At 33.7% G+C, this 13,819-nt stretch carries 14 protein-coding genes; all 14 read left to right on the forward strand.

What is annotated here, in order from left to right; genetic code table 11:
* Positions 1-172 precede the first annotated feature (172 nt).
* The 14 genes from bsdtb5_RS02375 to bsdtb5_RS02440 all read left to right on the forward strand — a co-directional run bounded on the left by bsdtb5_RS02375 (position 173) and on the right by bsdtb5_RS02440 (position 13,749).
* Positions 173-937 (forward strand): class I SAM-dependent methyltransferase, encoded by a 765-nt coding sequence (locus bsdtb5_RS02375; RefSeq protein ID WP_271714454.1) that lies wholly within the window; start codon positions 173-175, stop codon positions 935-937.
* A gap of 306 nt (positions 938-1,243) precedes the next feature.
* Positions 1,244-1,858, forward strand: coding sequence for a TetR/AcrR family transcriptional regulator (locus bsdtb5_RS02380; RefSeq protein ID WP_271714455.1), 615 nt, complete (start codon positions 1,244-1,246; stop codon positions 1,856-1,858).
* Positions 1,851-2,615 carry an SDR family NAD(P)-dependent oxidoreductase gene (locus tag bsdtb5_RS02385; RefSeq protein WP_271714456.1) on the forward strand — a complete coding sequence of 255 codons (765 nt, stop codon included), beginning with the start codon at positions 1,851-1,853 and terminating at the stop codon, positions 2,613-2,615. The genes bsdtb5_RS02380 and bsdtb5_RS02385 overlap by 8 nt, the downstream gene beginning before the upstream one ends.
* The gene (locus bsdtb5_RS02390) at positions 2,612-3,853 is read left to right on the forward strand and encodes a hypothetical protein (RefSeq protein WP_271714457.1); all 1,242 of its coding nucleotides are present in this window, start codon (positions 2,612-2,614) and stop codon (positions 3,851-3,853) included. The genes bsdtb5_RS02385 and bsdtb5_RS02390 overlap by 4 nt, the downstream gene beginning before the upstream one ends.
* A gap of 327 nt (positions 3,854-4,180) precedes the next feature.
* The gene (locus tag bsdtb5_RS02395) at positions 4,181-4,753 is read left to right on the forward strand and encodes a PadR family transcriptional regulator (protein WP_271714458.1); all 573 of its coding nucleotides are present in this window, start codon (positions 4,181-4,183) and stop codon (positions 4,751-4,753) included.
* The gene (locus bsdtb5_RS02400; RefSeq protein WP_271714459.1) at positions 4,750-5,202 is read left to right on the forward strand and encodes a hypothetical protein; all 453 of its coding nucleotides are present in this window, start codon (positions 4,750-4,752) and stop codon (positions 5,200-5,202) included. Before bsdtb5_RS02395 ends, bsdtb5_RS02400 begins: the two co-directional genes overlap by 4 nt.
* Positions 5,203-5,338: 136 nt before the next feature.
* On the forward strand, positions 5,339-5,905 hold the full coding sequence (locus bsdtb5_RS02405; protein WP_330611906.1) for an L-2-amino-thiazoline-4-carboxylic acid hydrolase: 567 nt from the start codon (positions 5,339-5,341) through the stop codon (positions 5,903-5,905).
* A gap of 1 nt (position 5,906) precedes the next feature.
* A complete protein-coding gene (locus bsdtb5_RS21870; protein WP_334297404.1) occupies positions 5,907-6,026 on the forward strand; it encodes a DUF4256 domain-containing protein in 120 nt (39 codons plus the stop codon).
* 266 nt (positions 6,027-6,292) lie between these two features.
* A complete protein-coding gene (locus tag bsdtb5_RS02415; protein ID WP_271714460.1) occupies positions 6,293-7,363 on the forward strand; it encodes a M23 family metallopeptidase in 1,071 nt (356 codons plus the stop codon).
* A 177-nt stretch (positions 7,364-7,540) separates the two neighbouring features.
* Positions 7,541-8,374: an AraC family transcriptional regulator gene (locus bsdtb5_RS02420; protein ID WP_271714461.1), complete on the forward strand. Its 834-nt coding sequence runs from the start codon at positions 7,541-7,543 to the stop codon at positions 8,372-8,374.
* A gap of 157 nt (positions 8,375-8,531) precedes the next feature.
* Positions 8,532-9,191 carry an epoxyqueuosine reductase gene (locus bsdtb5_RS02425; protein ID WP_271714462.1) on the forward strand — a complete coding sequence of 220 codons (660 nt, stop codon included), beginning with the start codon at positions 8,532-8,534 and terminating at the stop codon, positions 9,189-9,191.
* A 39-nt stretch (positions 9,192-9,230) separates the two neighbouring features.
* Complete coding sequence (locus bsdtb5_RS02430; protein WP_271714463.1) at positions 9,231-10,151, forward strand: alpha/beta hydrolase family protein; 921 nt, start codon at positions 9,231-9,233, stop codon at positions 10,149-10,151.
* A 453-nt stretch (positions 10,152-10,604) separates the two neighbouring features.
* Positions 10,605-11,363: an ABC transporter ATP-binding protein gene (locus bsdtb5_RS02435; RefSeq protein ID WP_271714464.1), complete on the forward strand. Its 759-nt coding sequence runs from the start codon at positions 10,605-10,607 to the stop codon at positions 11,361-11,363.
* 1 nt (position 11,364) lies between these two features.
* Entirely contained in the window at positions 11,365-13,749 is a 2,385-nt protein-coding gene (locus bsdtb5_RS02440) for an ABC transporter permease (protein ID WP_271714465.1), read from the forward strand.
* Positions 13,750-13,819 lie beyond the last annotated feature (70 nt).

Genomic DNA, 13,819 nt, shown 5'->3' on the forward strand with positions numbered 1-13,819 from the left:
TTATACTAACTATGAATTTTATGTTGAGGCCGTAATAGTATACATAACCAAGAGAGTTTCTTGCGATTGCTATTGAAAGAGCAAAAAGATTGGAAGGTATAAGATAATATATTATGTATAATTAGCAGCAGTAAAATTACTTGGAATCAAGCAAATTATGTGGAGGTGTGTTATGGATTTTAGAACAATTTTTGAACAAGTTCCGGAACAATTTGACAAATGGAGGCCTCGTTATTGCGATGAACTTTTTACCGACCTTATCGCATATGCAAATCTCGATTCAAATAGTGAAGTGCTTGAGGTTGGACCTGGAACAGGTCAAGCTACTGAACCTATCTTAAAAACAGGATGTTCTTATAAGGCAATTGAATTGGGGGAGTCCTTTAGTGAAATAATGATAAATAAATTCAATTCCTATAAAAACTTTAATATTGTCAATGCTGACTTTGAAACATATCCTTTTAAAAGTGAACAATTTGATTTAGTATATTCGGCAGCTGCTTTTCAATGGGTACCGGAACGAATAGGTTACCCAAAAGCGTATGATATACTAAAAAGCGGTGGAGCTTTTGCTATGTTTATGGTGAGACCAGATAGACGACCAGGCGGGGGATATACTGATGAACCGTTATACTCTCAAATTCAAGAAGTATATGCTAAGTATTTTCACCCAGATACAGAATACAAGTGCAACTTGGATTATGATGCTCGTGACAAGTATGGCTTTGTTAATCTTGAGCGTCTGGAATACCTCAAAACAAGAGAATATAATGCTGATGACTATGTTTCGCTAATTGGAACACACTCTGACCATATAACACTTAAAGAACCAAACAAAACATATTTTTATGAGGGTATAAGAAAAGTCATTCTTGATTCGGGTAACAAGATAACTCTTTATGATAAAATAACAATGTATTTGGCTAAAAAACCATAACACCAAATAATAAGCATAATTATTCATTAAAGGGAATAAATTCATTTGGTTTATGAGAAAGCAGTTAGCAATTATATGAGTTAGCCAAAAATATTAGATTTGACAAATGATGTTATATGAAAGTTAGTAATTCGACTTAAAATACCCTTCGGTATGTTTATGAGAACATATCGAAGGGTATTTTTGGATGGAAGTGTTGAGTATACTTTTTTTAGCCTTTTAATATCTAGCTCCTATGTTTGACTCCTAGAATAAATCGTGATAAACTATGAATGAATATTTGTTCATCGAAAAAAGGAGAAAAATATGCCTAAATCAAAAGAACGATGCCAGGAAATAAGAGAAGAAATGAGAGAGAAGATTCTACATGAATCTATGTTGTTTTTTGCCAGAAATGGCTTTGCGGGTACTAAAATTAGTGACTTATCTAAATATATAGGTATTGGTCAAGGAACGATTTATGCGTATTTCCAATCGAAAGAAGAGTTGTTTAATGAAATCACGAAAAGAATTAATTATGAACAAGATGTGAAAGAACTAAAAATGCTCACTATGTTGCCAATAACAGCAAAACATAAGATACATAAATTAACAGAATCAATTATGAAGAAGTTAGAGAACGATGAAAATTATGCAGCAAAGGTGACTTTAAATACTCAGATGTTGTTTGAGGAAAAAGAGTATGCTTCAGTAGATACTACATATCGTTCGGATTTATATAAGTATACTGCTAAAATTATAAAGCAAGGTCAAAAGGAAGGTAGTGTTGTACTAGGAAATGAAATAAAGCTAACGGATTATTATTGGAGTATTGTGTATCTGTATTCACTAAAGAAGCTATTTACTGCCCAATATGAAAGTATATCTATACAGGACTTAGAAAGAATATTATTAAAGGATGGTATAAAGAATAATGCATAAAAAGATAGCAATTATAACTGGTGCAACAGGTGGGATTGGAAAAGAGTTTACAAGATTACTTATCAAAGAACATTTGGATGAAATATGGATTATTGCAAGAAATCAAGAAAAGCTAGATTTATTAAAAAATGAATATGGGGAAAGAATCGTACCTATTTCAAAGGACTTGACCAATACAAAGGATCTATGTGAGATTGGTAAATTATTGGAGGATACTAAGCCAATAGTACAATATTTGATAAATAATGCAAGTCTAGCTAAAATGGGATCGTACAAGGAATTTACAGTAGAGGAAATTGAGAATACAATAAATGTAAACTGTAAAGCTCCTGTTATCTTATCCAACCTATGCATTCCATATATGGAAAAAGGGAGCTGTATATTGAATATTTCTTCTGCATCTGCATTTCAGCCCAATCCATATATTAATCTCTATGCAGCTTCTAAGGCTTTTGAAAGAAGCTACTCTAGAGCTTTAAATGTAGAAGTTGCACCCCTTGGCATAACAGTAACAGCAGTATGTCCAAGCTGGGTGGATACAGATATGTTGACAAAGACAATCAATGGACACAAAGTAAGATTTCCAGGCATGGTTACAGCAAAGAAGGTAGCAGAAAAGGCAATCAAAGATACGAAAAAAGGAAAAGATATGTCCATTTGTTCCTTATATGTAAAGTGTCAACATATAAATGTAAAGTTGCTTCCACATAGGATTGTTATGAAAATATGGATGAATGGATTACGGAAGTATCTATGAACAAACAAATTATAAGTGAACGGACGAATCTTTTTGAACCTAATGTTTATATTGGAATGTATGTAGAGATAGATGGAAATCCACCTGTTGAACTGATGAAAGATGCATTTCAAAAGGCATTCCCCAAAAATGAACTTACCATGTCAAAGGTAGTGATAGAGAAAAACGGTCGAGCATATTATCAGAGATTAGAACAAAGTGGATGCAAGGCTGTTTTCACAGAAAGTGACTGGAGAAGCATTATAGAGGAGAATGAAAAGCAGCCATTTGCAATCAATTGTGGAGAACTAATGCGGGTGTTTGTAAAAGAAAGTGGTAAGATTTTTATTATGGCGCATCATCTAGTAGGAGATGGAAAGTCAATAATTATACTTTTGCAGGATGCATTAATGGTGTTAGCGGGGAACCAAACACAATATAAGCCAGCCAACATTATAACTAAAGAATTTTTGCAGGCAAAGACAAAATTAAATTTTTTTGTACGGAAATATATTTCCTATCAAAATAAAGTATGGGAAAAAGTGAGAAAGCACTATTCATGGGATGATTATGATGCAATTCATAAAAAATATTGGGAAGATCATGCCTCCAATATTTTGACACATACCTTTAATAAAGAAGAAACAGAACATATAAAGGAGATGGCGAAGGCATATAAAGTAACGGTAAATAGTTACTTAATTAGCTTAATACTATGCGTCAGAAATGATATAAATGTAGTAGGAATACCGATTGATATTCGTGAAGATGATAAATCAATGTCAAATCAGGTATCTGGAATTGCTATTAAATGTAAAGATGTAAAGAAAAAAAAGTTAAAAGAAAAAACAAAGGAAGTTCATACAAAGATTCAAAAAATGTTAAATGCTACAGTACATAAATACTTTGTATTAATTTTTATGTCTGAACTATGCCCAACATTAATAGATGCTGTATTACTTGCTGCTCATGGACTAACGAATAATAAAAGAGCGAAAAAAGTAGCATATGCATTGGGGTATAAAGGAATGAAGAAAAGAGATTTTGGCATCTCTAACCTTGGTATTATTGAAATGCAAACCGATTATGGGCAGTATAAAGTGGATAATGTTATTTTTATTCCACCATCCATATCCTATACAGAGAATATTATGGGGGTATCCACAATAAATGAGAGAATGACTATTACTTATCATGGCATGAAAAAGGATGAGGAAAACAGCTGGTTTAAAGAACTAGTTTATATGTTGAGGAAATGACAACTAAAAGGGAATAATCATCGTACCGTCTCCAATATAAATTTGTCCCTGTAGGCAAAGAGCCAGGTATTCCTTCATTTCCTGAATATTCATGCCACAGTTTTTTAGACAATCATGACTTTTTATCCATGCTAGCTCTCAGTCATTACTAAAGCTTCTTTGTAGTGAGAAGGCAGCCAAAGGATATTTAAAAGAAGATAACACAGTTCAGGATGATGATTTACAAATCAACATATTGAATACTTAGATAACTAAATATTGACAAAAGGAAATGCTTAGGATATAGTATATCTAAAAGATATATCTAAAAGATGCAAGGAGAAGAATATGAAAAGTTCAGGTAACAAAACAAAATATCTTATCTTAGGATTATTGAGTGAGGAGTCTTTATCTGGTTATGAAATTAAAAAAATAGTGGATATGCGGTTTTCATTCTTTTGGAGTGAGAGTTTTGGGCAGATATATCCACAATTAAAAAAGCTTAGTGAGGATAAATTAATTGAGGAAATATCATTAAATGAGCTAGAGAGTAACAGAGCGAGTAAAAAATATTCTATAACCGATAAGGGAAGGGTTGAATTAAAGGAGTGGTTAGAAGAGCCAGTAGAAAAGGAAACGGTTAGATATGAAATTCTACTTAAAATGTATTTTTCTAATAATATATCGCCAGAAGTTATGTTAGAACATATAAAAGAATTTCAATTATCGCATAGAAATCAGATGAAGTTATTTGAAAAATTCCAACTACAATTAGAGGAATTTAGAGAGGTACATGATAATCATGAAGATATATTAATGGTTTTATCATTTGGACAGAAGGTATGGAAAGCTTATGATGATTGGTGTGAGGATGTTAGTAAAATATTGGAAAAGAGAAGAGAAGGGGGAGTAGAAGAATGAAGTTAACTTTTTCTTATAACGCAGTGGTTGTATTCATATTGCTTATGTTACCTAACATTGTTTATTTTATATCACCACCAACAGACGTGCCGGAGACCCTTGGAAGTAGTATGAAATTGCTAGGGCTTATTGAAAATATATTTAGGATTATTTCATTCTTGTTATTATTTTTTGTTCCTAAAAATCCAAATGCAAGTATAAAAAGTCCATGGGTAATTGGGATAATTATTTTCATGGTGTTGTATTTTGTATTGTGGGGAAGATACTTTTTTGAAGGAAGTACTTACGAGGTTTTAGGAAAAGATTTTCTAGGTATTCCTATGCCTATGGTAATTTTTCCTATAGGTTGCCTTATATGTACAGCATTTTGGCTTGACTGTATTCCAGCAGTAATTGCTACAATCATTTTTGGAATGGTTCATGCTCTTTCTCATTTTGTTAGCAATTAGGGCTACAATCTGATATCAAGATTACTTATTCTAAACGAGCAGGAAGGATGCTGAGAATACGTTATATAATAGTAATTGGTAGGAAATGAAATTATAATTCATTTCTAGAATAGATAGGAAGAGAGGAGAGATCTGTGTGGAAAAGTATTTGATAAATATATACGGAGAATTTGGAAAAGAATTATATCAAAAAATGCTTGAACGATTAAGAATCTTATTGGAAAACACTCATGAAAAAAGTGAAACGCAATTGAAAACATTAAAGAATACAATCATGCCTCGCATCGCATTGTATCAAATTATACAAGAAGAAAAAAGCAAGGAAGAAAGTTTTCGAGTTATTGAGGAATATATGACAAATGTTGTATGTGTAGAAATGAAGAGAAAATACTTGCTCATAGAAAAACTTCCACTTTTTTCATTTGTATTCAAAAAGATATTTATTGCTACTGTAATGAAAAGTGACAATTGGGATGCAGAATGTGTGAGAAATGATAAATATGGGTTTAAAGTTATTATTCATAAATGCTTATGGTATGATGCATGTGTGGAAAATGGTTGCCCAGAATTGACAAGAGCTTTTTGTAAATGTGATGACATCAATTATGGAAGTTTTCATAAAATAAGATTTTCCCGGACGGGAAGCATAGGAATGGGTTCTAAAATGTGTGATTTTCAATTCAGTAAAAAGCTGAAAAGATAATATAAGAAAACTAGGTGGTGCACTCTTTTGTGATTACCGTTATGACACTGTTTTTGTGTATCATAATGGCGCAGAATCCTATTATGCAGCAAGGGGTTTCCGTGGTTTGCTAAGGGTTTGATTTAAGGTATGGATAATGAGACAGCATGAACAGAGTGTAAATAAGTTCATGCTGTCTTTTATTTAATGTTGATGTGACTACTTTAAATCTAAGTACATTCTTCTTTCATAAAAGTTTTTGAGGTATCTAGTTACTTCTACTAAGTGGTATAAATATCATATATAAATAGAGGGAAGTGATACCGGTGGTAAAATAATTATTAATTTTATAATAAAATATTAAATTATAGTCTAATAATTTTATAGTTAGGGAGAATGGAGAAGAATATGGAGATAAAAAGCATACCAAAAGATTATATTATTAATATGTCAAAGGACGGGCATGGAAAAGTAGAATCTAATTTTTTGCTTCATGGGTTAAAGATAAAAAACGATACAGATAAACCGATGATATTAAGACAAATTGATATGGAGTTATATGCTACTAATACTTTTGTAAAACAGATAACCTATAGTGGTAAATCACTAAACCATGCAATAGAAAGATTCGCACATGAGTGTACTTGGCTAGGAGAAGGCTTTGGTGCACAATTATTTTTAGGAGAAGAAGGGTTCTGGAATCCGAAAGAATACAGTAGTACTATAACCTTGATGCCAAACCAGGAAACGGGAGTATTTAATGAATATTTTGTAGTGGTGCATCAAGAAATAATAGATTTATTGACAATTCAAGTTCTTTATGAGATGGAAGGAAAGGAATATAGGCAGGAACTTTCTATTCCTTTAAAGAATTATGAGAATAAAAATAAATACATATTTCCACTAGAAGGATGTATCTCCACTTGTGGAAACTACAATAGTTTATTAGATCATAGACAGCATTATTCTATGGAATTTGCTATTGATATGGCTCAATATAATAAAGAGCAAAAATTATCATTTAAGGAAAATATGAATAATGAAGACTATATTGTTTTTGGAAAAGATATCGTTTCCATTGCAGATGGTGAAGTAGTGGATTGTTATCATTCGATACCAGTTACGACCTCATGGGTATGGGAAGAAAGGTTGCCATATTTTGTACAATATGGATTAGCCTCTCAATTTGGTAACTATGTTATCATTCAACATGCAAACGGGGAAAGTTCATTTTATGGACATATGATTATGGATAGCTTAACCGTAAAAAAAGGCGATAAAGTGAAACAAGGGCAGATTATTGGAAAAGTGGGTCATACAGGTCTTTCCAATTGTCCGCATTTACATTTTCAACTGATGGATAAACCGGATATTTTAACAGGACGTGGACTTCCATGTTCCTTTACCAATATAAAAGATGTGACGGGCGATCCGATTGATCGAATTATGGAAGATAATATTATTGTTCATACGTATTAAGATATAGAAGTAATTCATTTTTGTTAGCTTTATCAATGTGCAATATCAATTAGTTTAGAATAGGACGATTACATCAATAAGGTAAGAGTGTTACAATGATAAATTAACAGAAGTAATAACCAAATTATAAGTTATAATAATGCTCAATAAGTGAAATATGGAAAAGAAGGAGGCAGTATGTTAAAAAAAGAACTGATAAATCAAAGTATTGATTATATCCTGAAGCATCTTGATGATGATATTTCGGTAGATGATGTTGCAAATCATTTCTGTTATTCAAAATATTATTTTTGTAGATCTTTCAAAGCGGTGACTGGTGAAAGTGTGTATGAATTCATAAAACGCTTGAAATTAGACCAGAGTGCTTCTGAAATGAAAAGAGAAAAGACGAAATCCATTACCAACATTGGGATGGATTATGGATACAGTTCATCAAATTACAGCACTGCATTTCAAAAACATCACAATATTTCTCCTACCGAATTCCGTAAATCCACAGAAGTGACTGGAATGGAAAATCCATTCTATCCAGCAGGGCTTTCCGACTTTGAAACATTTGATGCTTATAACAGTAGAATCAGCTTACAGGAGTTTCCGGATTTTCTTGTAATTTACGAGAGAATGATTGGTAATTATATTGAGCTGAAAGACAATTGGTTTAAATTTTTGGATAAATACAAGAATTATATGAAAGCAGACACACTAATGATAGAAAGGTTCTATGACGATCCCGCAATCACCAGCCTGAACCGTTGTTTGTGCGATATTTGTCTGACAACAGAAGATACCTGCAAGTTGGATAATGTGACGATGCTAAAGGGAGGCAGATTTGCTGCCTATCGTTATGAAGGAAGGATAGAGGATATTTTCTGTACTGTACAGGGAATATTCAGTGTCTGGATGCCGCAAAGTGGTTATTATATGGACGGGAGATGTGGACTTAACATTTACCGGAAAATCGATAAAGAAAACGGATACGTAATTATGGATGTATGTATCCCAATTAAATAGAGCAAGAATTCAGAAGTAAAAAAACAGACTTTTATCTATAATGAGAATCAACCTGACATGGTAATTCTTTAGAAAAGAGTCTGTTTTTTTACGAAAATAAGGAGGTAAGAGAAATGATTGATATAAGAAACTGCAGTGGAGCAGTATTGAGGTTAATATGTTGAATGAGTTGGTCTCTGAATTAAAAAGCCACGGGGTTAATATTGTCAAAGTAGTTGATATATCGATGTTATCGGAAAATGAAAAACGAGGGTACCCGGTTGCTATCTTGATAGGAGTCGCTTTGAGCCCTAGCTATATTTATCGCCTGTCAAAAGAAAACATCTTTGACTGTTCAGAATTTTCTGAAAAGGAGAAAGCTGTTGATCAACTTGCAGAATGGACAGCTAATTTTATCGTAGCAAAAGGATATAAAGCATATGCTCAATCAGAAAGAAATCTTAGTAATGGTTTTTTTGATGTTGATACAAAAACGACTCCTTTACCACATAAAAAAATTGCTATGTTAGCTGGATTGGGGTGGATCGGAAAAAGTAATCTCTTAATTACACAGGAATATGGAAGTGCATTGTGTATGTGCAGTGTATTGACTAATGCACCATTACGCACTGAAAATAAGCCAATCATAGAGTCAATGTGTGGAGAATGTAATATTTGTAAGAATATTTGCCCTGCAAAGGTTATCCATGGTACTAAGTGGAGAGTGAATAGTAATAGAGATTTAATTGTTGATGTATACCATTGTGAGGCCTGTCTCAAATGTTTAGCAAATTGTTTATGGACACAGAAGTATATGAGAAACTATGATTCTAAATAGAGGTTAGTATAAAAGCAAAAATCGAAAGGAGCTTGAAATATGAAAAATGATAAGATAAACACGAGCCAATTGACAGAAGAAGATAATGAGTCTTTTGTAGGCTACTATGAGGTTGAACTTGTGGATAATAATGGTGGAGTTTCGTTTCCTATGTCAGTTATGTATCCCACAGATCAGGAAGGAAAGATAGAAGCGATTGGTCCGTTTCTTTTGGACGTATCAATAAATGCTCAGCCAAAAGAGGGAAGATATCCATTGGTGCTTATATCTCATGGAAGTGGAGGAGGGAACCTACTTTATAGAACGCTTGCTCATTATTTAGCGGGGCATGGATTTATAGTAGGAATGCCGGAACATCCTTTTAATAATTTCAATAATAATACGCTAGAAGGTACAGTAGAAAATTTGGAAAATAGACCAAGACACATTAACATTGCTATCGATTGGTTCCTTGGAAGTGAGAAATATTCAGGGGTTATAAAATCAGATTCCATTTCTATCATAGGGCATTCTACTGGTGGATGTACTGCCTTATCAGTGGCAGGAGGTATTCCAACTTCATTACCTAATGAATCCTTGGACGGGAAGCCTAGACAGATTCATGTATCACATCAAAAAAAAATTAGTTCACTTGTTCTTCTAGCTCCAGGAACGGTTTGGTTTAAAGAGAAAGGGGCTTTAAGTGGAGTGGATATTCCTATTTTAATGATTAATGCTGAAAAAGACGAATTTATTGAACCTTTTCAAGCACGGATTGTTCTGGAAGGGGTTGTTGATAGCGGTAAAGTTGAGCAAAGAATTGTTGAAAATGCAGGACATTTCTCCTTCTTAAGTCCATTTCCAGAATTCATGATTACACCGGAATTCTTCCCAGCACTGGATCCGGTTGGTTTTGACAGGAAGAAGTTCCATAATGAACTCAATCTTTGGATCTATAATTTTTTGAGCAAAGTGAATTAAGATTGACATAACAATAAGCGTTACCAATCATGTATGTGTAATCAAAGTGATAAAGTTAGTGTTAACAAATCCGGTTTATGATACAAATAATATAATCAATAATCTTGCCGTCTAAGCTCGACCAGCTTAAGGCGGCATCTTTTGTAGGAATGTATTTAAAAAGCTAACATCATATAAAGAAAAACATTTAGTATGTATCGTTACATTTGTCATATGGTAAAATGACTCTCCTCACTTGTAAATATAAGGAAAAAACAATATACTGTAAAAGAAATCTTAATTAAATGTTGTTTCACTACCTAATTCCTTCATCACTATCAGTATATAGTTGGTACTTACATGATAACACCAAATGGAGTGAAAATTTAAACATATATATAAGTAAAACCAAATAAAAATAAAGAGTCAAGGCATTTTACAAATGCTTAACAGATATCAAAAAGGAGAGAGAAAATGGCAAATATTATATTGAAGACGAACAAACTGAACAAAAGCTTTATGTCTGGAACTCAGGAGCAACAAGTATTAAAAAATCTTGATATTGAATTTTATGAAGGGGATTTTACTGTTATTATGGGTTCATCGGGTGCGGGTAAATCCACTTTACTATACGCTTTATCTGGAATGGATAGACCTACTAGTGGAGATATTCGCTTTTTTGACGCTGAAATAGGCAATCTGAATAACGACAAGTTGGCTGTATTTCGTAGACAAAACTGTGGTTTTGTGTTTCAACAAATGTTTTTGCTTGATAACATGAGCATTCTAGATAATATTTTAGCAAGTGGTCTTCTGGTAAGAGGGGATAAAAAGTCTATTGTAGCCAATGCAAAAGAACTACTCGAAAAAGTTGGTTTAACTGAAATGATATGGAGAAAGTTTCCCTCTCAGCTCTCGGGTGGAGAAAATCAGCGTGCTGCCATCGTTCGTGCCCTGATTAACAAGCCAAGGGTAGTTTTTGCAGATGAACCTACCGGAGCGCTTAATTCCGCATCGGGAACTGCGGTTCTTGATGTTTTAACTGATATAAATAATGATGGTCAAAGCATTATTATGGTTACACATGATATTCGTTCTGCCAGACGAGGCAACCGAATTATTTATATAAGAGACGGTGGAATCGTTGGGGAATGCGATTTGGGTAAATATGTGAGTGGTGATCAAATACGACACGAAAAGCTCAAGACTTTCCTTACTGAAATGGGGTGGTAATGTGAATAAACTATGGATGCATGCAATTGCAAATATAAGAAAAACAAAATCAGCCTCCACAACTTTGGTTATCATGTTTATCATAGCAGCGCTTCTTTTAAATGCAGGTCTTTTGGTTACGATCAACTACGGTAGTTTCTTTAACAATCTAAAAGATGAACTTAATCCATCAAATGTGTATTTTGCCTTGCCAGATAAGATATACACTAATGAAGTGAAATCTTATATTGATAAAAATAAACATGTTAAGGAAACGCAAACAAATGAGGGCCTCTTGCTTAACGCAAATATCTTATCCAAAGGTGAAGAGAAATCTTTCGCAATTATGTTCAGCAATATGGATGAAAAAAGAGAATTAAGCAAGTGGAAATATGTTGGAGAACATCTGCCAGCGGATGATATGTCTGTTTACATTCCGGATATTTTTAAAGCAGTCAGTGGATATCAGCTGAATGATAAGATTGAACTTAAATATACAGAGGAAGAAACAAAAGAAGAAAAAGCAATCACTTTTACGGTAAAGGGTTATACTGAGGACATCTACTTTAGTTCCAGCGATACCGGTTATATCAGTTTTTATCTTCCAGAAGATACTTATCAGAAGGTAAGAAGCATTTTAAATAGGCCTGAATACCTCACTCATGTGGTATTTGCGAATGTAGATAATGTGAAAAACATATCCGTGATTGAAAGTGGTATCCGTGATATATTGAAATTAAATTCTTCTTCGTTAATGGCAGCTGATCCGTCTACCATGATGGTGGTAATTGACCTTGAGCTGATTAAGTTAGCCCGTTGTATGATGGCAACCATGGTTGCGGCGATGATGGTTATGTTCTCCTTAATTATTGTGATTGTATGTTTACTGGTTGTTCGGTTCAGAATTGTTAACAGCATTGAAGAAGATGTCATGAAAATAGGTTCCTTAAAATCAATCGGTTATACAAGTAGACAAATAATCCTCTCTATTATATTACAGTTTTCATTGATCGCTGGTATTGGAAGCATTATCGGAATTGCTCTTTCTTACCCAGTACTCCCTGCAGTCTCTGCTGTTTTTGAACAACAATCGGGATTAAAATGGGAACAAGGATTTGATGGTGGTATCAGTGGGGCAGCATTTTTCATATTACTGTTGATTGTTATATTGATCGCATTTTTAGCAGCGCACCGTATCAGTAAGTTAAATCCTATTCATGCCTTGCGTGGGCAAACTACTGTTCGCAAGTATAAAAGAAATCATCTACAGCTTGAAAAAGCATTCAGTAATCTACCACTTGCATTGGCACTTAAAAATGTGTTGCAAAGTATGAAGCAAAATATAATGATTATCTTTATTCTTATTGCAGTTACATTTAGTGGCGTATTCGGCGTGGTTATGTATTACAATACTACAGTCGACACAAAAGCTTTTGCAGAGGTTCCAGGTATGGAAATATGTAATGCAATTGCTGTGCTTAATCCAGAGAAGGATCAAAAGGAAACAGTAAAAACCATTGAGGGCATGGATCATGTATGGAAAGTGCAGTATTTAGATGAAGTGAAAGTGAAAATTGAGGGTACTGAAGCGGTTACTTATGTCATGGACAGTTATGATAAAAAAGAAACGAAGCTTGTGTATGAGGGAAGGTATCCTAAAAACAAGAATGAAATCACTCTTGCTGGAATATTAGCCGAAAGACTTGAAAAAACCGTAGGCGATACGGTTACAGTACATGTGGGTGAAAAGGAAGAACAATTTAAAGTGGTGGGATTATCCAATGGTTCTCAGATGGGTGGACTGTGCGCCTCCATTCTTGCAGATGATTATGTACGCCTCAATCCAAACTTTAAGCACCAATCTTTATATATTTATTTAGATAAAGGAACAGATGCTGAAAAATTCGTTACAAATTTAGAGAGTAGATTTGATAAGAGTATGTTACTGTCAGCTATAAATTTTGATAAGGGAATGGAAGAGGGGATGGCATCTTACCAGAAGGTAGTAGCATTAATGGGAGTTGCTATGCTTGTCATTACATTGATTATAGTTACATTGGTTCTATATTTTGTTATCAGTTCCTCAGTGATTCGCAAAAAACGTGAACTTGGTATTCAAAAGGCAATTGGTTTTACCACTTATCAATTGATGTGCCAGATGTCTATCAGCTTTACGATTCCAATTATTATAGGTGTGGTAACCGGAACACTTTTAGGCGCATTTTATACAAATCCCTTGATGTCAGTTTCCATGAAAAGTGCAGGTGTTATGAAAGCAGGATTTATTGTAGATCAATATTGGGTAATTGCTTTCGGGGCTCTTACCATTGTGTTCTCCTACCTGCTATCCATGTTAATCACTTGGAGAATTCGAAAAATATCAGCATATGCCCTAGTTACGGAATAAGCAGTTTACTTTTATATGTACTTTTTTTATCCAGCAGGAGAACACCTGCTGGATTTTTACGTTTTCATAC

It is taken from the genome of Anaeromicropila herbilytica (assembly GCF_016591975.1).
GTDB lineage: Bacteria > Bacillota > Clostridia > Lachnospirales > Lachnospiraceae > Anaeromicropila > Anaeromicropila herbilytica.

Bases quoted from the DNA above. Each gene is read 5' to 3' on its own strand.
- bsdtb5_RS02420 (WP_271714461.1), top strand. From the start codon at position 7,541: ATGTTAAAAAAAGAACTGATAAATCAAAGTATTGATTATATCCTGAAG.
- bsdtb5_RS02375 (WP_271714454.1), top strand. From the start codon at position 173: ATGGATTTTAGAACAATTTTTGAACAAGTTCCGGAACAATTTGACAAA.
- bsdtb5_RS02425 (WP_271714462.1), top strand. From the start codon at position 8,532: ATGTTGAATGAGTTGGTCTCTGAATTAAAAAGCCACGGGGTTAATATT.
- bsdtb5_RS02390 (WP_271714457.1), top strand. From the start codon at position 2,612: ATGAACAAACAAATTATAAGTGAACGGACGAATCTTTTTGAACCTAAT.
- bsdtb5_RS02435 (WP_271714464.1), top strand. From the start codon at position 10,605: ATGGCAAATATTATATTGAAGACGAACAAACTGAACAAAAGCTTTATG.
- bsdtb5_RS02385 (WP_271714456.1), top strand. From the start codon at position 1,851: ATGCATAAAAAGATAGCAATTATAACTGGTGCAACAGGTGGGATTGGA.
- bsdtb5_RS02415 (WP_271714460.1), top strand. From the start codon at position 6,293: ATGGAGATAAAAAGCATACCAAAAGATTATATTATTAATATGTCAAAG.
- bsdtb5_RS02400 (WP_271714459.1), top strand. From the start codon at position 4,750: ATGAAGTTAACTTTTTCTTATAACGCAGTGGTTGTATTCATATTGCTT.
- bsdtb5_RS02430 (WP_271714463.1), top strand. From the start codon at position 9,231: ATGAAAAATGATAAGATAAACACGAGCCAATTGACAGAAGAAGATAAT.
- bsdtb5_RS02380 (WP_271714455.1), top strand. From the start codon at position 1,244: ATGCCTAAATCAAAAGAACGATGCCAGGAAATAAGAGAAGAAATGAGA.
- bsdtb5_RS02395 (WP_271714458.1), top strand. From the start codon at position 4,181: ATGAAAAGTTCAGGTAACAAAACAAAATATCTTATCTTAGGATTATTG.